The sequence below is a fragment of the Faecalibacterium prausnitzii genome, assembly GCF_049532945.1.
Classification (GTDB): Bacteria; Bacillota; Clostridia; order Oscillospirales; family Ruminococcaceae; genus Faecalibacterium; species Faecalibacterium prausnitzii_N.
In genome coordinates this window covers 2,262,135-2,282,007 of record NZ_CP186691.1, presented here as the reverse complement: position 1 = coordinate 2,282,007, position 19,873 = coordinate 2,262,135, and the positions used below count along the sequence as shown (strand labels likewise).

The following is a 19,873-nucleotide window of genomic DNA, read 5'->3' as shown; positions in this document are numbered from 1 at the left end:
CACAACAGGAGGAACTTATGCGTTATTCCAAGCAGCGCGAGCTGGTTTTGCGGAAGGTGGAAGAACTCTGCGACCACCCCACCGCGGAAGAGATTTTTGACAAAGCTGCACCGGAGTGCCCCGGCCTGAGCCTCGGCACGGTCTACCGCAACCTGAACAGTCTGGTGGAGGCGGGTCGGGTGCGCCGCGTCTCCATCCCCGGCAAGGCCGACCGGTTCGACCACACCCTGTGCTGGCACAGCCATCTCTACTGCAACGCCTGCGGCAGCGTCGTGGACGCCGATGTGGACGAAAAGCAGGTGATGAAGCTGGTCCGCAGCCAGAAGGGCGTCGTGCAGGACTGCGCGGTGGTCCTGTTCGGCCTGTGCGAGGCCTGCGCCCAAAAGCAGGCCGAAGCCTCCGTCTGAACCGAAAAATTCGCACTTCCTACTTGCCCTGCGGCGCAAAACAGGGTATACTAAAAAGAGCTTTCTGAAAATATCGAACCGAAGGATGGTTTCATCATTGGAGTACATTGCATTTGAACACAACGCCACCGCCGCCGAGCTGGTGCGCAAGACATACGACACCCCGCCGCTGGCCTTTGTGCACAGCTATGGCTGTCAGCAGAACGTGAACGACGGCGAGCGGATCAAGGGTGTGCTGATGGACATCGGCTATGGCCTGTGCGATAAGCCCGAGGATGCAGACCTGATCCTCTTCAACACCTGCGCCGTGCGTGAGCATGCTGAGCAGCGTGTGTTCGGCAACGTAGGTGCCCTGAAGGGACTCAAGGAAAAAAAGCATGATCTCATCATCGGCCTGTGCGGATGCATGGCCAACCAGAAGCACGTGGTAGAAAAGCTGCGCCAGAGCTATCCTTACGTTGACCTGGTGTTTGGCGTGGACGGCATCGACACCCTGCCGCAGCTCATTGCCCAGAAGCTGCAGAAGCATAAGCGTGTGCTGATGGAGCCCGCCCAGCGCCCGGTCATCGTGGAGAATATCCCCATCCGGCGTGAGAGCGAGTTCCGCGCATGGCTGCCCATCATGTACGGCTGCGACAACTTCTGCACCTACTGCATCGTGCCTTATGTGCGCGGCCGCGAGAAGAGCCGCAAGCCCGGTGATATCCTTGCTGAATTCCGCGGTCTTGTGGAGGCAGGCTATAAGGAGATCACATTGCTGGGACAGAACGTCAACAGCTACGGCAAGGGTCTGGAAGAAAAGGTGGACTTTTCTGATCTGCTCAACCTGCTGTGCACGGTGCCCGGCGATTATCACATCCGCTTTATGACCAGCCACCCCAAGGATGCCAGCCACAAGCTGATCGACACCATTGCCGCCCAGCCGAAGCTGTGCAAGCACCTGCACCTGCCGGTGCAGTGCGGCTCGGACCGGATACTGGCCCAGATGAACCGCCATTACACCGTTGCGCAGTACCTCGAACTCATCGAGTACGCCCGCAGGACTGTGCCCGGCATCACCTTTTCCAGTGACATCATCGTTGGCTTCCCCGGCGAGACGGAGGAGGATTTCCAGGGCACCCTCGATCTGATCCGGAAGGTCGGTTACATGCAGCTGTTCACCTTTATCTATTCCAAGCGCACCGGCACCAAGGCTGCCGAAATGCCGGACCCCACCCCCCGTAAGGAAAAGACCGACCGCATGACCCGCCTGCTCAAGGTGCAGGACGAGATCGCCATGGGCCTCGTCAAGGCACAGGTGGGCCAGACCGTCCGCGTCCTCGTGGAGAGCTTTGGCCGCAATGAGGGCACCCTCTCCGGCCGTCTGGACAACAACCTGACCGTCGAGTTCGCCGCCGACCCCGGCTGGATGGGCCGGTATGCCAATGTGCACCTCACCGGTGCCCGCGCCACCGTCCTGCTGGGCGAGCTGGCAGATTGACCAAGATTTCCCGGAGCGGAACGGCTCCATCAAATGAAAAGAACATTAAAGGAGACTATTCTTATGGATTGCATCGACCTCTTTAAGCGTGCCGCCATGGCACTGCAGACCGACCCCCGCTATCTGGCCCTCGACCAGGCCCGCAAGCTCAACGACAACGATGAGGAGCTGCAGAACCTGATCGGCGAGTTCAACCTCGCCCGCATGGATCTGAACAATGAGATCGGCAAGAGCGAGCGCAACGATGCCCGCATCGCCGAACTGAACGAAAAGGTGAACAGCCTGTACGGCCAGATCATGGGCAACGAGGGCATGGTGGCTTACAACGAGGCCAAGCGTGACTGCGAGAACCTCGTGAACTATATCGATGCCATCATCAACACTGCCATGAATGGCGGCGACCCCATGACGGTACAGGAGCCTTCTGCTTCCTGCACCGGCAGCTGCTCCACCTGCGGCGGCTGCCACTGAGCACATGTGAAACGGAAAACGCGGCTGCGCTTTGCAGGCCGCGTTTTCCTTGCAAAAGCGGTTACTCCCTGCAAACCAGAGCAGACGGCATCTCACACACAGGCCGGTTTTCCCGGCGTGATGTTTCAAAACTGCGCTAAAACAGGGATTCAATGCAAGAAAGGTGGACTACCATGGCAGAGCTGTCGCCCATGATGCAGCAATATCTTGAGATCAAAAAACAACATAAGGACGAAATTCTGTTTTACCGCATCGGCGATTTTTATGAGATGTTCTTTGACGATGCCCTGACGGCATCCAAGGAACTGGATCTGACCCTGACCGGCAAGCAGTGCGGCATGGAAGAGCGGGCACCCATGTGCGGCGTGCCCTTCCACAGCTACGAGGGCTATGTGGCGCGGCTGATCGCCAAGGGCTACAAAGTAGCCATCTGTGAGCAGGTGGAAGACCCGGCCAAGGCCAAGGGCCTTGTCAAGCGGGACATCATCCGCGTGGTCACACCCGGCACGGTCATTGAGAGCAGTATGCTGCAGGATGACCGCAATAACTATATTGCCAGTATCTTCCTCAAAGGAAAGAAAGCAGGTTTGTGCTTTGCCGATGTCTCTACCGGCACGGCCCATATCACAGAGCTGAATGCAGACAAGATCGCCCCGGCGGTCATTACGGAGCTGTGCCGCTACCATCCCAGCGAAGTGCTGATGAATCCGGGTCTGCTGGACTGCCGCGAGGTGACGGCGTACATCAAAAAGAATATGACTTGTTCGGTGGAGCTGATCGAAGAGGAGCGCTATGCACCGGGCCTTGTGGCGGCATCGCTGGAAAACCAGTTTGGCCGCGACTGGGTGCAGACCACCGGCATTGCAGCGGACGGCCTTGTGCGCTTTGCCATGGCGGCACTGCTGGAATATCTGCACGATACCCAGATCAAGGGCGTGGAACGTCTGAAAACGGTCATAACCTATAATAAGGCCCAGTTCATGCGTCTTTCGCCCGTGACCCGCGCCAATCTGGAGCTGACCGAGACGCTGCGCGGCCGCGAAAAGCGGGGCACGCTGCTCTGGGTGCTGGATAAGACCAGTACATCCATGGGCAAGCGTATGCTGCGCAGCTGGATCGAGCAGCCGCTTATTTCCAGTGCACTCATCAACCACCGCCTGAACGCTGTGGAGAGCCTTGTCAAGCAGACCATGGCCCGCGGCGACCTGACCGAAGAGCTGGGTTACATTGCGGATATGGAACGCCTGATGACCCGCACGGTTTACGGCTCTGCCACACCCAAGGAGATCTATACGCTGGCCCAGACCTGCGACCGGCTGCCCGGCCTGCGCAGGCTGGCTGAGGCCTGCGGCTGCCCGGAGCTTGCTGAACTGGCAGTACAGATCGATCCGTTGGAGGACATCAAGGCCCGTATTTATGCGGCGGTGGACCCGGAAGCGCCCTCTACCCTCAAGGATGGCGGTGTCATTGCCAAAGGCTACCATGCCGAGGTGGACGAGCTGCGTTCCATCCGCGACAATACCAAGGGCGTTCTGGCGCAGCTGGAAGCCCGCCTGCGGCAGGAGACCGGCATCCCCAAGCTGAAGATCGGCTATAACCATGTGTTTGGCTACTTCATCGAGGTAAGCAACTCCTATAAGAACATGGTGCCGGAGACCTACATCCGCAAGCAGACCCTGACTTCCGGCGAACGCTACATCACGCAGGAACTGAAAGAGCTGGAAAGCAAGATCTTAGGTGCCCACGAACGGCTCATCACGCTGGAGCACCGCCTGTTCAGCGAACTGCTGGAAAGCATCAGCGCTCAGCTGGACCGCATCCAGCGCACGGCCAATGCGGTGGCCCAGCTTGATGTGCTCACGGCGCTGGCGCAGGTGGCAGCGGAAAACAACTACTGCCGTCCCATCGTGGACGACAGTGATGAGCTGACCATCACCGAGGGCCGTCACCCTGTGGTGGAGCAGATGCTGAAAGGCAGCCTGTTTGTACCCAATGATACCACCCTGAACTGTGGTGCAGACCGCTGTCTGATCATCACCGGCCCCAACATGGCAGGTAAATCCACGTACATGCGCCAGAATGCACTGATCGCGCTGATGGCGCAGATCGGCTCCTTCGTCCCGGCCAAAGAATGCCATGTGGGTGTGGTGGATGCCATTTTCACTCGCATCGGTGCGTCGGACGACCTGTCTGCCGGTCAGTCCACCTTTATGGTGGAGATGACCGAGGTAGCGGAGATCCTGAAAAATGCCACCGCCAAAAGCCTTGTGGTGCTGGACGAGATCGGCCGCGGCACTTCCACCTTTGACGGTATGAGCATTGCCCGCGCCGTAGTGGAGCACATTGCAGACCCCGCCAAGGGCCTTGGCTGCAAGACTCTGTTTGCCACCCACTACCACGAGCTGACCGAGCTGGAAGGCGGCGTGGACGGCGTAAAAAACTACAATATTGCAGTAAAAAAACGCGGCGAGGACATCACCTTCCTGCGCCGCATCGTGCGCGGCCCGGCGGATGACAGCTACGGCATCGAGGTGGCAAAGCTGGCAGGTCTGCCCGGCAGCGTGACCCGCCGCGCCCACGAGGTGCTGCGCACGCTGGAAGCAACTGCACCTAAAAATAAAGTAGAGCAGATGGATTTTGATGCCCTGCAGGAGTATAACTCTCCGGCTGTGCCCAGCGAGATGATGGACAAGCTGGAAGCTCTGGATGTGGAAACACTCACCCCCATTGAGGCTTTGAACTTCCTCTACGAGCTGAAAAAGACCCTGAAGGGTAGCCTGAACAGATGAAACTGACCAGATACCAACGAAAAGGGGAGGGAACCTATGGCAGTGATCCATGTTCTGGATAAGCACACAGCCGAGCTGATCGCAGCCGGTGAGGTGGTCGAGCGTCCGGCTTCGGTGGTCAAAGAGCTGCTCGAAAACGCCATCGACGCCGGTGCCGCCCAGATCACGGTGAGCATCGAGTCCGGCGGCGTCAAACTGATCGAGATCAGCGACAATGGCACCGGCATCGAAGCCGCCTACATCCCCACGGCGTTCATCCGCCATGCCACCAGCAAGATCCAGACCGAGGAGGACCTGAACCATATCCACACCCTCGGCTTCCGGGGCGAAGCACTGGCCTCCATCGCCAGTGTGGCGCGGGTGGAGGTGCTGACCCGGACCGAAGCGGACGAATGCGCCTCGGTCTACCGCATCGAGGGCGGGGAAGCCTATCCCATCGAACCCGGTGCCCGCAGCGTGGGGACCACCATCCGGGTAAAGGATCTGTTTTACAACACGCCTGCCCGCATGAAGTTCCTCAAAAAGGACTCCTCCGAGGGCACCTTTGTGTCGGATACAGTTACCCATGTAGCGCTCAGCCACCCGGAAGTCAGCGTCAAGTTCATCCGTGAGGGCAAGCTGCAGTATGTCACGCCCGGCGACGGCCAGCTGCGCGGTGCAGCCTATGCGGTGCTGGGCCGGGAGTTCAGCCGGGACCTCATTGAGCTGGACAACCGCGAGGGTGTCTACCGGGTGTGGGGCCTCATCACCCCGCCCAAAAGCTGCCGCGCCAGCCGAAGTATGCAGCATTTTTACATCAATGGCCGCTATGTGCGCAACCGCACCATGATGGCCGGTATGGAGATGGCGTTCAAGGGTACCATGATGCAGGGCAAGTTCCCGGGCGGCATTCTGCTGCTGGAAATGCCGGCCGACCTTGTGGATGTCAATGTGCATCCGGCCAAGATCGAAGCCCGCTTTGCCCGCGAAAATGATATTTTCGATCTCGTGTACCACGCCACCAAGCTGGCTCTGGCTCAACCGGGCACCGGCGAGCGGCTGTTCGCCTTCGAGGAACCCAAAAACGAGAAGAACAACGAAAAATCCAACAGTTTAGAAAAAGACGAAAATTCGAGCGAAAATACTGTAAAGAAAAACAACTTTACAGGGCTTTCTGCCATCATTCCGGGGCAGGCAGAGCCAGGCACGTTGGAACAGCACCCCAAAACGGCCCCTTCCGTGGCATCCGCTGCACCGGCGGCCCCGGCTCCGGCTGTGCCCGCCCGGCCCGTCCGCCCGGCAGCGGCAGAAGCGGACATCCTGCCGGGGCCGTCCACAGCACCTCCAAGCGAATACAGCTGGACAACGGTTGCAGCCTCGGCTCCCCTGAACCCGGATGTCAGCCTGCACAGCCCGAAGCGGCCGGAAGAGGAGGCAGACCTTGCCGAACCGGTTGCGCCGCGTTTCCGTGCGGCGTCCAGCGAGGCCCAGCTCGACATCGAGCCGGACGCAGACGACCTGCCCGGAGCACAGGACCACATGGCAGCATGGGACCCGGCCCCGCAGCCCAAAACGGCAGAGCCGGAACCCGCTGCGGCCGAACCTGCCGAAACGGAAGAAGCGTCGGCCCCCGCCGGGACGCCCGAACAGATGGGCTTTGATCTTCAGGAGGGGCCGGAGCCGCTCCGCTATGTGGGCGAACTTTTCCGCACCTACATCCTCGCAGAGCGGGGGGACGAGGTGTGCATCATTGATAAACACGCGGCCCACGAGCGTCAGCTCTTTGAAAAGCTGGCCGCGTCCTACGGCGATGTGCCCAGCCAGCTGCTGCTGGAACCGGTGGTGGTGGAGCTTTCGGCCGAGGAGAAGACGGCGCTGCTGGCCAACATCGACCTGCTGGAACGTGCCGGGCTGGAGATCGACGACTTTGGCGGTAATTCGGTCTTTCTGCGCGCGGTCCCTGCCGATGTGGAGCAGAGCAGCGCCGAAGACCTTCTCGTGGAGCTGGCAGCGAAGCTGGCCCACGGCAGCCGCGACGCCCTGAGCGAAAAGACCGAGTGGGTGCTGCATTCTATCTCCTGCCGTGCAGCCATCAAGGCGGGGGACAAGTCCTCGCCGCAGGAACTGCTGGCGCTGGCCGAAAAGATCCTTTCCGGCGAGGTGCCGCCGTTCTGCCCGCATGGCCGCCCCTGCGTACTCAAATTGACCCGGAAGGAGCTGGAAAAGCAGTTTGGCCGAATCGTTTGAAAAAACACCCGGTCCTCGCTGTGGTCGGCCCGACCGCGACCGGCAAGACCGCGCTGGGCGTTGCGCTGGCCGAGCAGTTCGGCGGCGAGATCATCAGCGCAGATTCGATGCAGATCTACAAAGGCCTCGATATCGGCACCGCCAAGGTGACGCCGGAAGAGACCCACGGCATCCCGCATCATGCCGTCGATCTTCTGGAGCCGGACCAGACCTTCAGCGTGGCGGATTTCACTGCGCTGGCCGGAACGCTGGAAGCCGACCTCTCCGCCCGCGGAAAGCTGCCCATCCTTGTGGGCGGCACAGGGCTGTATGTTCAGAGCTTCCTCTACGGCGTCCGCTTCACGGCCGAAAAAGCCCCGGACGGTCTGCGAGAGCAGCTGGCGGCGGAACTGGCTGCAAAGGGCGGTGCTGCCATGTACGAAGAACTGAAGCAGGCCGACCCGGAAGCTGCTGCGGCTATCCACCCGAACAATCAGGTGCGGGTGCTGCGGGCGCTGGAACACTACCGCGTCACAGGCCGACGCCTCAGTGAACAGAAGGCGGAGTCTCTCCCGCCGGAGCGGCCCTACCGCGCACTGGTGCTGGGGCTGGACTTCCCGGAGCGCGCCCAGCTCTACCGCCGCATCGACCTGCGGGTGGACCGGATGATGGACGCGGGCCTTCTGGCCGAGGCCGAAACCGTGTTTGCAAACCGGGCCCGCTTCAAAACGGCGGCGCAGGCCATTGGCTATAAGGAATTCTTTCCCTACTTTATGGGTGAGTCGGAACTGACACCCTGCGTGGAGAAGCTCAAACAGGCTTCCCGCAACTACGCCAAGCGTCAGCTGACTTGGTTCCGCCACATGGACGGCGTGGTCTGGCTGGACGCAGCGGCACCGGACCTCCAGGCCCGCGCCACTGCACTGACGCAGGAATTTATCACGAAAGGATGAGCAGAATGCAGGAAGAGAAGGAAAAACGTGAGCTGCCCGGCGCACTGAAGACGCTGGCAGGCGTTGCCATCGTCTTTTTGCTGCTGGCGGCCGTGTATGTCTTCTATCAGGCCATGCAGGTGCTGTTCCCGCCCAACACCTACGAAACGGCCCTTCTGGCTACGGTGGAAGACACGGTGGATGCCGAGGGTGTGCTGCTGTTCAACGAGAGCTATGTGGCCGGGGACGGCACGCTGGGCTACCTTGTGGCCGATGGTGAGCGCGTCTCGGCGGGCACTGCGGTGGCCGAAGTCTACAGCGATGCTTCTCAGGCCGGTCTGCGCCAGCAGCTGACCCAGATCAACGACCAGATCGACCTGCTGCAGAAATCGCAGAACACCACCTCGGCGCAGATGGAATCCCTGCGCAAAGACCGCTCGGCGGCGCTGTATGATCTGATGGATGCGCTGGATGCCTCCGACTACGAGGACACCGACGCCCAGACGGAGGACTATCTGCTGGCCCAGAACAAGCTCTGGATCATCACCGGTGAGGTCTCCACCTTCTCGGACCAGATCGCCGCGCTGGTGCAGCAGGCGTCCAATGTGCAGGCCCAGCTGGGCAGCCCCACCCAGATCACCGCCCCGCAGACGGGCTATTTCATCCGTTCGGCCAGTTCCGGGCGGCTCAATGCCGGCATGGAGGACATCCTTGCGCTGGGTGCTGCGGACCTGAAAGCCTACATCGAGTCCTCCCCGGAGATCAAACTGGACGGCTGTGCGGGCAAGATCGTCTCCGGCTTCACCTGGTACTACGCGGGCATCTGCTCGGCCAAACAGGGCGAAAAGCTGCTGGGCTCGGATGGAAAACCGCGGAAGACCTCGGTGGAGATCCGTTTCCCCGGCCAGGCGGAAACACCCCTCAAGGCCACCGTGCAGGAAGTGAACATTGACGCGGAGAACGACATGACCCGCTTCGTCCTCTCGTGCGAGGTCATCAACGGCGACGTGCTGCGGCTGAACCGGGCCAATGCGCAGGTCATCGTGGGGCAGAGCACCGGCCTGCGGGTGCCGCAGGCGGCGGTCCACTACCTCAAAGAGGACGGCTCCGAGGCCGAGGGTCAGGGCGAGAACTACATCCCCGGCGTCTACGTCAAGTACGGCAACCTGGCCCGTTTCTGCAAGATCGACCCCGTGGACGACCAGCACCCCCAGGTGCTGGATGGCGATCATCTCATCGTTTTGCCCAGCGGAACGGCCGGTTCGATCAGTCAGGTTCGCCTTTATGACGAAATAATCGTTTCCGGACAAAATTTGTATGATGGAAAGCTTTTGTAGTTATTGACATCTGAGGCAAAAAATCCGATAATAGATAAAGCTATTATTTGCATCTATTTGCAAAGAACGCCAGGCAGCGCCATGCTGCCCGAATGAAAGGAGCAGATTGTATGTCTTTTGTGGATAGTCTGAAGAAGGGGCTTTTCGGCAGCGAGGACGATTACGAGGATCAGTACATTGACGATGGCCCCCAGATGGTAAACAATAACAACGGTCTGGGCGTCGGGGCAGACGAAGAGGATGAGGAGCCCGCAGAGGGCACCCCCAGAAAGAACAAGGTGGTCAACATCAATGCCACCACTCAGCTCAAGGTCGTTCTGGTTAAGCCTGAGCGTTTTGAGGATGCCAGTACTATTGCTGACCACCTGAACAACAAGCGCACCGTGGTGCTCAATCTGGAGTCCACCAACAAGGAAGTGTCCCGCCGTCTGGTGGATTTCCTGTCCGGTGTTGCATATGCAAACAATGGCCAGATCAAGCGCGTGGCCAACAGCACCTTCATCATCACTCCGTACAACGTGGATATCATGGGCGATCTGCTGGACGAGCTGGAGAACAATGGTGCGTTCTATTGATCCTGCCCCCAAAGCCGTGCGGGGCTTCGTCCCCGCCCGCAGCGATGAAGAGCGCTATCTGATGCGGCACATCGAGGATCTGGCCCGCACGGCGGAGAGCTGCGGCATCCCGCGCTATTCCGCCTTTCTGAGTGACCGGGAGCAGGATCTTGCCAGAGCAGCGCTCAACCGCGCCGCCGTCCCGGAAAATGTGTATCATTTCGAGGGCGGCTGGCCCGGTGCAGAGCGTCGGCTCCTCTGCCTGGAACCGGAGGGCAGCTGGCCGGACAGCCCGCTGTGCTGTGTCCGGCTCACATGCCGGGTGCAGGCCGGGGCTGCTCTTCCGGCGCACAAGGATTACCTCGGCAGCCTGATGGGGCTGGAATTGCGGCGGGAGGCGCTGGGCGACATCGTCCTGCCCTCCGATGCGCCGGGCACGGCCTATGTCTTTGCGCTGGAACCGGCGGCGCAGCTCATCTGTCAGGAACTGCTGCAGGCGGGCCGGGTGGAGGTCACGACTCAGCTTCTGCCGCTGGAAGAGCTTCCGGAGTTCCCGCAGGCGGAGCGGACGCTGCAAACGGCGACCGTTTCTTCCCTGCGGTTGGATGCGGTGCTGGCAGCCATGCTCCACTGCAGCCGCAGCATGGCAGCGGAGCTCATCACGGCAGGCCGGGTGGAGATCAACCATCTTCCTGTGGAGAGCGTCCACGCCCCGGTGTATGAGGGCGATGTCTTCACCGTGCGGGGCAAGGGCCGCTTTGGTCTGACGGCACTGCCCGGAAAAAGCAGAAAAGACCGGGCGATCATCGAGTTTTTTCAATATTAAATGAATTTGGGAGGAAACTACTATGCTGACCTCGCAGGACGTGCGCAGCGTTCAATTTGAAAAAAACCTCCGCGGCTATCGCACCGAAGAGGTGGACCGTTTCCTGGATAAGGTCGAGGAGCAGCTCCGGCAGGACGATGCCCTGGCCGAGGAGCTGCGCAAGCAGATCGCAGACCTGACAGCGGAAAACCAGCGTCTCCACGAAGAGATGAAGAACTACGAGGCGGACGGCGACATGCTCAAGAGCGCGCTGATCAATGCACAACGCATGGGCGAAAATGTCATCCGCGAAGCAAACCAGAAAGCAGAAGAGATCATCCATCGTGCAAATCTGCGCGGTGATGATATCATCCGCGATGCCAACGAACTGCTGCAGAAGGCCAGTGACCGCGCGGATGAGATCATCAACGAAGCGAACGATAAAAAGCTGGCAGAGGAGCGCGAGTATGACCGCGTGCGTCTGGAAGTGACCCGCTTCAAGTCTGATGTGCTCAACCTGTACCGCAGCCATGTGGAGTCGCTGAGCCGTCTGCCGGAGTTCCAGAAGGAGGAGCCGGAGGCTGCCGAGCCCGCTGTGGAGGAAAAAGCAGAGGAGACCACTGCTGCGGCCCTGACCGAGGAAATCGAGCAGGCACAGCCGGAGGCCGATGCAGCCCCTGCGGACGCGGAAGCCGCAGAGGACGACAAGAGCGAGGATTTCTGGGCAAAGGATGAGAGCCAGCTCAAGATCAAGCTGGACCCGTCTCAGGCACCCGTTGGCGCAGAGGAAGAGGAAGAACCGGCAGAGCCGGATTATGCCGCTTTCAAGGGCGTCAAATTCAGCGAGTGACCGGAGCGTTTCAATAAATTAGAGGAGAGTGTAAACCATTGGCTAAGAACAAATCGCAGTACGATAGTACTCTGAACCTGCCCAAGACCCTGTTTGAAATGCGTGCCGGCCTGCCCAAGAAGGAGCCGGTCATGCTGAAGGATTGGGACGACAACGACCTGTACAATCAGCTCATGAAGCACAACGAGGGCAAGCCGCAGTTCATCCTGCACGACGGCCCTCCGTACGCAAACGGTAATATCCACATGGGTACTGCCCTGAACAAGATCATCAAGGATATCATTATCCGCGATAAGAACATGGAGGGTTTCCAGGCTCCCTATGTGCCCGGCTTTGATACCCACGGCCTGCCAATCGAGCTGAAGGCTCTGTCCTCCGTCGGTGATAAGAAGAAGGACATTTCCAAGCTGGAACTGCGCCAGATCTGCGAAAAGTTTGCTACCGAGCACATCGATATCATGAGCGACCAGTTCAAGCGTCTGGGCGTTATCGGCGATTTCGAGCATCCGTATCTGACCCTGAAGCCTGAGTTCGAGGCACGCCAGATCGAGATTTTTGGCGAGATGGCAAAGAAGGGCTACATCTACAAGGGCCTGAAGCCCGTGTACTGGTGCCCGGACTGCCGCACGGCTCTGGCAGAGGCCGAGATCGAGTACGGCGAGGACGACTGCGATTCCATCTTCGTGCGTTTCCACGTCTCTCAGGATCCCAACGGTGTGCTGGCAAAGCACGGCATCCCGATGGACAAGACCTACTTCGTCATCTGGACCACCACCACTTGGACTCTGCCCGCTAACGAGGCGATCTGCCTGAACGGCCAGTTCGAGTACTCCTTCGTCAAGATCGGCGATGAGTTCCACATCATGGCCACCGAACTGGTCAAGAGCGTCATGGACGCCTGCCACATCGAGAACTACGAGATCGTGGGTGAGCCGGTCCCCGGTACCGAGTTCGAGCTGATGCGCTACAACCACGTTTACCTGCCCAAGGAGGGCTGGGTTATTCTGGGCGATCACGTCACGCTGGAAAGCGGTTCCGGCTGTGTCCATACCGCAGGCGGCCACGGCGTGGACGACTTCAACGTCTGCCAGAAGTATCCGCAGGTGCCCATCACCGTCCCCGTGGACGATGGCGGCTATCTGACCGAGCTGGCCGGCAAGTATGCGGGTCAGCGCGTGTGGGCTGCCAACAAGACCATTCTGGCCGATTTGACCGAGTCCGGTGCTGTCATGGGTCAGGTGCACATCAAGCATCAGTACCCGCACTGCTGGCGCTGCCATCACCCCATCATCTTCCGTGCAACGGAACAGTGGTTCTGCTCCATCGCAAAGTTCCGCGAGGATGTCTATAAGGCCATCGACACCGTTACCTGGATGCCGGATTGGGGCCATGACCGCATGAAGGGCATGGTGCGCGACCGCAACGACTGGTGCATCAGCCGCCAGCGCACCTGGGGCGTGCCCATTCCCGCATTCTATTGCAAGAAGTGCGGCACCTACCACATCACCGATGCCACCATCAAGGCTGTCAGCGACCTGTTCCGCAAGGAAGGTTCCGATGCATGGTATAAGTACGAAGCCGAGCAGATTATCCCCGCAGGCGAAGTGTGCGAAAAGTGCGGTGCTTCCGAGTGGACCAAGGACACCGACATCATGGATGTCTGGTTCGACTCCGGCTCCACCCACGCCGCTGTGCTGGAGGAGCGCCCCGAGCTGCGCTTCCCGGCTGATATGTATATGGAAGGCGGCGACCAGTTCCGCGGCTGGTTCCAGTCCAGCCTGCTGACCAGCGTTGCAAGCAAGGGCTGCGCACCCTATAAGTCTGTTCTGTGCCACGGCTGGGTCGTGGATGAGCAGGGCAAGCAGATGCACAAGAGCGCCGGCAACGGCGTGGAGCCCAGCGAGATCATCAAGGACTACGGCGCTGATATCATCCGTCTGTGGGTGGCTTCTTCCGACTACACCGTGGATGTGCGTGCCGGCAAGAACATCTTCAAGCAGCTGAGCGAGGCTTACCGCAAGATCCGCAACACCGCCCGCTTCATTCTGGGCAATCTGGACGGCTTTGATCCCAACACCGACTGTGTGGCTGACGATCAGCTGCAGGAGATCGACCGCTGGGCACTGGCTGCTCTGGATGACCTGATGGTCAACACCAGCGCAGGCTACGCTGTGTACGACTTCAACAAGGTCTATCATGCAGTGTACAACTTCTGCGTTGTTGCAATGTCCAACTTCTATCTGGATGTGACCAAGGATCGCCTGTACTGCACCAACGGCGCGGGCCGCAAGGCTGCTCAGACCACCATGTACAAGATCCTTGTGGCTCTGGACAAGATCATTGCTCCTATCCTGTGCTTCACCAGTCAGGAGATCTGGGACTTCATGCCCAAGACTGAGGGCATGAACAAGTACGTTGTCTTTGAGGAGATGCCCAAGGCCGGCCAGTATGCCGCCGATGAAGCCTTCAAGGCAAAGTGGGCACAGCTGATCGCCGTCCGTGATGAGGTGAAGAAGGTTCTGGAGCAGGCCCGTGCCGAAAAGGTCATCGGTGCTTCTCTGGAGGCTGCCGTCACCCTATACTGCAATGACGCGGTGTATGATCTGCTGAACAGCATCCCCATGGACGAGCTGGCCGACCTGATGATCGTCTCTCAGGTAGAGCTGGTCAAGGGCGAAGGCGGCGCTGCAAGTGCTGTCGAGGGCCTGGGCGTTGCTGCTGCACATGCCACCGGCGAAAAGTGCGAGCGCTGCTGGAAGTATTCCGCAGACATCGGCACCCATCCGGCTCACCCCACCCTCTGCGCCCGCTGCGCAAGCGTGGTGGAAGGCTAAGGCTTTTTCCGTTTGAACGCTGCGGCGCTCCTTTCGAGCAGGGGAGCGCCGCTTTTTGATATCAGAAGACCGGCGGGTCCGGCCCGCTGTTGGGAGTATTTCGTTATGGCTTATGTGATCTTTAACCTGCTGTGTGTGGCAGTGCTCATCGGCATCGACCAGGGCATCAAGTTCTGGGCGGTGCATGTGCTGATGCCCGTGGGCACTCTGCCGCTGATCCCCCATGTGGTGGAGCTGCGGTTCGTGCTCAACCCGGGCATGGCGTTCAGCCTGCTCAGCGGCAAGCAGCTGTTTTTGATCGTGGCCACCAGTGCTGCGCTGATCCTCGTCGCATACTGGCTGTTTTTCCGCAGCCGGAACGATCGCCTGCAGCAGGCGGCGCTGATCCTTGTGCTGGGCGGCGGCATCGGCAACCTGATCGACCGTGTGCTCAACGGCGAGGTTGTGGACTACATCAATCTGCTGTTCATGCAGTTTGCGGTGTTCAATTTTGCGGATATCTGCGTGTGTGTGGGCGTGGGCCTCTGGGTGCTGGTCATCTTCTTGGAGGAACTGCACTCCGGTGGTGCAAAGGAGCAGTGAGCCATGGAACAGCGTGAATTTGTGGTGGAGCAGGAGACGGCAGGCCAGCGCATCGACCGCTTCCTGAGCGGCGAGGACACCGGCCTTTCCCGGTCTGCTCTGCAGGCGCTGGTGGCCGACGGTCATGTGTTGTGCAACGGCAAGGCCCCGGTCAAGAGCCTGAAGCTCAAGGCCGGCGACATCATTCTGCTGGAGATCCCGGACGCCCGGCCCATTGAGGCCGTGCCGCAGGACATCCCGCTGGAAATCGTCTATGAGGACGAGCATCTGCTGGTGGTCAACAAGCCCAAAGGCATGGTGGTGCACCCGGCTCCCGGCAACCCGGACGGCACGCTGGTGAACGCGCTGCTGTGGCACTGCAAGGGAAGCCTGTCCGGTATCGGCGGCGAGATTCGCCCCGGCATCGTGCACCGCATCGATAAGGACACCAGCGGCCTGCTGGTGGTGGCAAAGGACGATGCAACGCACATCGGCCTTTCCCAGCAGATGGCGGTGCACAGTGTGGAGCGCGCGTATCGCACCATCGTGTACGGCGGCTTTGCACAAGATGAGGGCTTTGTGGAGTCTCATTTGGGCCGCTCAAAGACCGACCGCAAAAAGATGGCGGTCTACCCGGCCAGTGAGCCGCACACCAAATATGCCTATACCGGCTATCAGGTGCTGGAACGGCTGAACAACTTTACCATGCTGGAATGCCGCCTGAAGACCGGCCGCACCCATCAGATCCGCGTGCACATGGCATCCATCCAGCACCCGGTGGCGGGTGACCCGGTGTATGGCCCGCACAATTGCATCACCAGCCTGCACGGCCAGTGCCTGCACGCCAAAACGCTTGGCTTTGTGCACCCGATCACCGGCGAACATCTGCGGTTCGATTCGGAATTGCCGGAATACTTCACCCGCTTTCTGACCACGCTCCGTCAGCGCACAGGAGGAAACAACGAATGAGCAATTCCATCGAAAATACGCTGGTCCTCTGCGATCTCGACAACCTTCTTCTGAACGCAGAGGGCAGCCTGCCCCAGCTCCACCGCGATGTGCTGCAGCTGTTTGCCAGCCGCGGCGGCAAGCTGACCATCTACTCCCAGCGGTCGCCCAAAGTGGTGCGTTCTCTGCTGGGCGGGGTGCGGCTCAGCGCGCCTGCGCTGGTCTGCGGCGGTGTGCTGGCCTACAATTTTGCCGAGGGCACGGGCACGGCTCTGTGCAGCTTTGCCGGGATGGAGGAATCCGTCCTCCGGGTGCTTCCCAGTGTGCCGGGCGTCGGCATTGCTTTGCAGATGAAGAACGGCTCCACCCGTGTGCTGCGGATGAGCGAGTCTCTGGAAGCCCACCTGCGGCAGGAGTGGACCACCTTTGTGCTGAGCAATGCGGCGGACGTCCGGGGAGAGGATGTGCTGCGCATCCTGTTCTATCAGGACAAAAAGCAGGTCCCCCTGACGGCGCTGCTGGAAAAGGCGCTGGGCGAGGCCACCGTGACCCTCCGCGCCGAGCGGATGGGCCCGGATGTACTGGCGCTTCTGCCGGGCAGTGTGTCCGGCAGTGCGATGGTCCAGGCCGTCTGCTCCCCGGCAGGCTATTCTGCCGAGCAGCTGACCGTTCTGGCCGACTGCACCCAGATGGCAGAGCTGGTCCATCTGGCGGGGAACAGCGTCGTCCCCGCCGATGCCCCGGCTGAGCTGCGTCTTGCCGCCAGGCAGACCACCCTCACCGACCACGATGCCGGTGCTGCGGCGGAACTGCTCTATGGCATGGTGCGCTCTGCGGAAACGTCTGCGTAAAAGTTGTGTAAAGTCTCCTGTATTTTTCGTGCAGGGGGCTTTCTTTTTGGAGGAAAGTCAGGTACAATGAAGGAAACCGGTTTTCAGGCATCTGCCCGGCGGCACGAGCGGCTGTTTTTGCTGTGTGCGGCAGCGGCGGCTGCGGTCTGCATCCTGCTGGCGGCTGCCCTTGCGCCGCCCAGGCTGACGCCAAAGGCAGCATCCGAAACGCCCATGGTCCAGCTCATCCGGGTGGACCTGAACACAGCAGACCTCGAAACGCTCTGCATCCTGCCAAACGTCGGCGAAAAGCGAGCGCAGGCGCTCCTGGAATACCGCAACACGCATGGCCCGTTCCGGCATGTTGCGGATGCGGCCGAGGTGCCCGGCCTCAGCGAGAGCATCGTGGCTTCCTGGGACGGTCTGGCCTATGTGAGCTGAACAAACCCAGAAAAGGGGAGTAATTATGAAAGAGGATACCATTTTTATCAACCGGGAACTGAGCTGGCTGGATTTCAACCGGCGCGTTCTTGCGCTGGGCAAAGATAAAAATGTTCCGCTTGCAGAGCGGGTCAAATTTCTTGCGATCTACGGCTCCAATTTGGACGAGTTTTTTATGGTGCGCGTGGGTTCTCTGCAGGAGCGGGCCAGCCTGATGCGCGCCAAAAAGGAGCGGGACAAGCGCGAGAACAAGACGAACATGACCGCCGAAGAGCAGCTGACCGCCATCATGCCCAAGGTCGCGCATTTGCAGGAAGATTGTGATAAATATTACGAGAAGGCGCTGGAAAGTCTGGCGGGATGCGGTTATAAGAAGGTGGACTTCAACGCGCTTTCCAAGGAGGACGAGCACTTCTGGAAGAAGTACTTCCAAACGGAGCTGTTCCCTATCCTCAGCCCGCAGATCGTGGATAACCGCCATCCGTTCCCCTTTTTGCGGAACAAGGAGATCTATCTCGGCGTCCTGCTCAAGGAAAAAGGGGAGCAGAGCCTCGGCATGGTCCCCATTTCCAGCCAGATGGAACGGATGCAGGTCATCCGCCGGGACGGCCGCACGGAGTTTGCCCTGACCGAGGAGCTGGTGCTCCATTATGCGTCCCTCATCTTCGGCAAGGATGCCGTGCAGGAGACCTGCCTCTTCCGTGTTACCCGCAATGCGGATATCGACGTAAAAGAGGGCATGATGGATCATGATATCGACTACCGCGAGATCATGACCGAGCTGCTCAAGCGCCGCCGCAAGCTGGCGGCAGTCCGCCTGCAGGTCACGCCCACGGCCCCGCAGGAGATCGTCCGCATCCTCTGCGAGAAGCTGGAACTGACTCACAAGCGGGTGTTCGAGCAGAAAAGCCCGCTGGATCTGAGCTTTTTCTACAAGCTCACCGGCCGCATGGAAGCGGAGGGGCGGCCGGAACTGTTCTACCCGGCTGCACGGCCCATGCTGCCGCCGCCGGACTACGACCTTGCCGCTGAGGTGCAGAAGCACGATGTGCTGCTCAGCTACCCGTACCAGTCCATCCGGCCCTTCATTGCCATGCTCAAAAAGGCTGCCCATGATCCTGAGGTCATTTCCATCAAAATGACACTGTACCGTATGGCGCGGGAGTCCCAGATCGTGCAGGCGCTGATGGAAGCCGCTGAGAACGGCAAAGAGGTGGTGGCGCTGGTGGAGCTGCGCGCCCGCTTTGACGAGCAGAACAACATCGACTGGTCGAAACAGCTGGAAAGCGCAGGCTGTACGGTCATTTATGGCTTTGATGATTACAAAGTGCACTCCAAGCTGACCCTTATCACCAAGAAAGGCCCGCAGGGCTACAGCTATATCACCCAGATCGGCACCGGCAACTACAACGAAAAGACCAGTGAGCTTTACACGGACTATTCCTTCATTACGGCAGACCATGGCATTGGCGAGGAAGCTTCCAATGTGTTCCAGAACCTTGCCGTGCAGAAGCTGACTGAGGAGAGCGACCGGATGCTGGTAGCACCGCTGCGCTTCAAGAGCGTATTGCTGGAAGAAATGGATCGTGTCATTGCCGCCGCCCGCATGGGCCGTCCGGCATCCATGATCCTGAAAAACAATTCCATCAGCGACCGGGATATCATCCTTAAGCTGCAGGAAGCCAGCTGTGCCGGTGTGCGCATTGATATGATCGTGCGCGGCATCTGCTGCGTGCGCGCCGGCGTGCCCGGCAAGACGGAGAACCTGCATATCCGCAGCCTTGTGGGTCGTTATCTGGAGCATGGCCGCATTTACAGCTTCTTCGATGGTGCACATACCCGCATCTATATTGCATCCGGCGATTTCCTCACCCGCAACACCGAGTGCCGCGTGGAGGTGGGCGTGCGCGTGGAGGATCCCGTGCTGGTGCGGAAGCTTACCGACATTCTGCAGCTGCAGCTGCGGGATAATGTCAATGCCCGCGAGATGCGCCCGGACGGCAGCTACCAGAAGGTAAAGCCCGCTGAGGGCGAAGCACTGGTGAACGGCCAGATGGGCATGTATGAGCTGTTGAAAAATGACTGGACGGCCCGCAATGACGTTCCGGAGGAAACACCCGCCCGACCGGAACCGGTTCGTACTGCCGCCCCGGCGGAAACGCCTGCACCGGCTGCGGAAGCACCCAAAGCCCCTTCGGAGCCGACGCCGCTGCCGGCGGCAGAGCCTGCAAAGCCAGCCGTGGCGCCCGAAACCGCCCCGCAGGCGGAACAGACGGTGCACCATCCGGTCGCGTCCGCACATCCCGCCCCGCACACCCCGGCCAAGCCCCGCGGCGGTCTGATGGACCTTTTTGAACAGTTCCACCACTGGCTCCGCCCCAAGCGCTGAGACCACGCCCTCACAGAGAACGATGCTCTGTGGGGGCGTT

16 protein-coding genes are annotated in these 19,873 nt (G+C 60.0%); all 16 read left to right on the top strand.

Annotated features, from left to right (window positions below; genetic code table 11):
• Nucleotides 1-17 precede the first annotated feature (17 nt).
• The 16 genes from ACNQFG_RS11410 (at nt 18) to ppk1 (ending at nt 19,833) form a co-directional block, all read left to right on the top strand.
• Nucleotides 18-407, top strand: coding sequence for a Fur family transcriptional regulator (locus ACNQFG_RS11410; RefSeq protein WP_097792335.1), 390 nt, complete (start codon nt 18-20; stop codon nt 405-407).
• 97 nt (nt 408-504) lie between these two features.
• Complete coding sequence (gene miaB, locus ACNQFG_RS11405; protein ID WP_423404999.1) at nt 505-1,887, top strand: tRNA (N6-isopentenyl adenosine(37)-C2)-methylthiotransferase MiaB; 1,383 nt, start codon at nt 505-507, stop codon at nt 1,885-1,887.
• A 63-nt stretch (nt 1,888-1,950) separates the two neighbouring features.
• Nucleotides 1,951-2,358 carry a YlbF family regulator gene (locus tag ACNQFG_RS11400; protein ID WP_423404998.1) on the top strand — a complete coding sequence of 136 codons (408 nt, stop codon included), beginning with the start codon at nt 1,951-1,953 and terminating at the stop codon, nt 2,356-2,358.
• Between the two features lie 173 nt (nt 2,359-2,531).
• Complete coding sequence (gene mutS / locus ACNQFG_RS11395; RefSeq protein ID WP_423404997.1) at nt 2,532-5,147, top strand: DNA mismatch repair protein MutS; 2,616 nt, start codon at nt 2,532-2,534, stop codon at nt 5,145-5,147.
• Nucleotides 5,148-5,183: 36 nt separating this feature from the next.
• Nucleotides 5,184-7,373 (top strand): DNA mismatch repair endonuclease MutL, encoded by a 2,190-nt coding sequence (mutL, locus tag ACNQFG_RS11390; RefSeq protein ID WP_423404996.1) that lies wholly within the window; start codon nt 5,184-5,186, stop codon nt 7,371-7,373.
• Nucleotides 7,370-8,305, top strand: a complete 936-nt coding sequence (miaA, locus tag ACNQFG_RS11385; RefSeq protein WP_423404995.1) for a tRNA (adenosine(37)-N6)-dimethylallyltransferase MiaA — start codon at nt 7,370-7,372, stop codon at nt 8,303-8,305. The genes mutL and miaA overlap by 4 nt, the downstream gene beginning before the upstream one ends.
• Before the next feature lie 5 nt (nt 8,306-8,310).
• Nucleotides 8,311-9,621, top strand: coding sequence for an HlyD family efflux transporter periplasmic adaptor subunit (locus tag ACNQFG_RS11380; RefSeq protein WP_423404994.1), 1,311 nt, complete (start codon nt 8,311-8,313; stop codon nt 9,619-9,621).
• Nucleotides 9,622-9,731: 110 nt separating this feature from the next.
• Nucleotides 9,732-10,196 (top strand): cell division protein SepF, encoded by a 465-nt coding sequence (locus ACNQFG_RS11375; RefSeq protein WP_423404993.1) that lies wholly within the window; start codon nt 9,732-9,734, stop codon nt 10,194-10,196.
• Nucleotides 10,180-11,001: an RNA-binding protein gene (locus ACNQFG_RS11370; protein ID WP_423404992.1), complete on the top strand. Its 822-nt coding sequence runs from the start codon at nt 10,180-10,182 to the stop codon at nt 10,999-11,001. The genes ACNQFG_RS11375 and ACNQFG_RS11370 overlap by 17 nt, the downstream gene beginning before the upstream one ends.
• Before the next feature lie 22 nt (nt 11,002-11,023).
• Complete coding sequence (locus ACNQFG_RS11365) at nt 11,024-11,830, top strand: DivIVA domain-containing protein (RefSeq protein ID WP_423404991.1); 807 nt, start codon at nt 11,024-11,026, stop codon at nt 11,828-11,830.
• Nucleotides 11,831-11,868: 38 nt separating this feature from the next.
• Nucleotides 11,869-14,664 (top strand): isoleucine--tRNA ligase, encoded by a 2,796-nt coding sequence (gene ileS / locus ACNQFG_RS11360; RefSeq protein WP_423404990.1) that lies wholly within the window; start codon nt 11,869-11,871, stop codon nt 14,662-14,664.
• Nucleotides 14,665-14,769: 105 nt separating this feature from the next.
• Nucleotides 14,770-15,246 carry a signal peptidase II gene (lspA, locus tag ACNQFG_RS11355; protein ID WP_423404989.1) on the top strand — a complete coding sequence of 159 codons (477 nt, stop codon included), beginning with the start codon at nt 14,770-14,772 and terminating at the stop codon, nt 15,244-15,246.
• A 3-nt stretch (nt 15,247-15,249) separates the two neighbouring features.
• Nucleotides 15,250-16,194 carry an RluA family pseudouridine synthase gene (locus ACNQFG_RS11350; protein ID WP_423404988.1) on the top strand — a complete coding sequence of 315 codons (945 nt, stop codon included), beginning with the start codon at nt 15,250-15,252 and terminating at the stop codon, nt 16,192-16,194.
• Entirely contained in the window at nt 16,191-17,024 is an 834-nt protein-coding gene (locus ACNQFG_RS11345; RefSeq protein WP_302275950.1) for an HAD hydrolase family protein, read from the top strand. Before ACNQFG_RS11350 ends, ACNQFG_RS11345 begins: the two co-directional genes overlap by 4 nt.
• A gap of 66 nt (nt 17,025-17,090) precedes the next feature.
• Nucleotides 17,091-17,444 carry a ComEA family DNA-binding protein gene (locus tag ACNQFG_RS11340; RefSeq protein WP_423404987.1) on the top strand — a complete coding sequence of 118 codons (354 nt, stop codon included), beginning with the start codon at nt 17,091-17,093 and terminating at the stop codon, nt 17,442-17,444.
• A gap of 25 nt (nt 17,445-17,469) precedes the next feature.
• Nucleotides 17,470-19,833 carry a polyphosphate kinase 1 gene (ppk1, locus tag ACNQFG_RS11335; RefSeq protein WP_423404986.1) on the top strand — a complete coding sequence of 788 codons (2,364 nt, stop codon included), beginning with the start codon at nt 17,470-17,472 and terminating at the stop codon, nt 19,831-19,833.
• Nucleotides 19,834-19,873: the final 40 nt, after the last annotated feature.

Excerpts from the sequence above, each read along its gene's own strand:
- ppk1 (WP_423404986.1), top strand. The coding sequence starts at position 17,470 with ATGAAAGAGGATACCATTTTTATCAACCGGGAACTGAGCTGGCTGGAT.
- lspA (WP_423404989.1), top strand. The coding sequence starts at position 14,770 with ATGGCTTATGTGATCTTTAACCTGCTGTGTGTGGCAGTGCTCATCGGC.
- mutS (WP_423404997.1), top strand. The coding sequence starts at position 2,532 with ATGGCAGAGCTGTCGCCCATGATGCAGCAATATCTTGAGATCAAAAAA.
- mutL (WP_423404996.1), top strand. The coding sequence starts at position 5,184 with ATGGCAGTGATCCATGTTCTGGATAAGCACACAGCCGAGCTGATCGCA.
- ACNQFG_RS11345 (WP_302275950.1), top strand. The coding sequence starts at position 16,191 with ATGAGCAATTCCATCGAAAATACGCTGGTCCTCTGCGATCTCGACAAC.
- ACNQFG_RS11365 (WP_423404991.1), top strand. The coding sequence starts at position 11,024 with ATGCTGACCTCGCAGGACGTGCGCAGCGTTCAATTTGAAAAAAACCTC.
- ACNQFG_RS11370 (WP_423404992.1), top strand. The coding sequence starts at position 10,180 with ATGGTGCGTTCTATTGATCCTGCCCCCAAAGCCGTGCGGGGCTTCGTC.
- ACNQFG_RS11375 (WP_423404993.1), top strand. The coding sequence starts at position 9,732 with ATGTCTTTTGTGGATAGTCTGAAGAAGGGGCTTTTCGGCAGCGAGGAC.
- ACNQFG_RS11400 (WP_423404998.1), top strand. The coding sequence starts at position 1,951 with ATGGATTGCATCGACCTCTTTAAGCGTGCCGCCATGGCACTGCAGACC.
- ACNQFG_RS11340 (WP_423404987.1), top strand. The coding sequence starts at position 17,091 with ATGAAGGAAACCGGTTTTCAGGCATCTGCCCGGCGGCACGAGCGGCTG.
- ACNQFG_RS11380 (WP_423404994.1), top strand. The coding sequence starts at position 8,311 with ATGCAGGAAGAGAAGGAAAAACGTGAGCTGCCCGGCGCACTGAAGACG.
- ACNQFG_RS11350 (WP_423404988.1), top strand. The coding sequence starts at position 15,250 with ATGGAACAGCGTGAATTTGTGGTGGAGCAGGAGACGGCAGGCCAGCGC.
- ACNQFG_RS11410 (WP_097792335.1), top strand. The coding sequence starts at position 18 with ATGCGTTATTCCAAGCAGCGCGAGCTGGTTTTGCGGAAGGTGGAAGAA.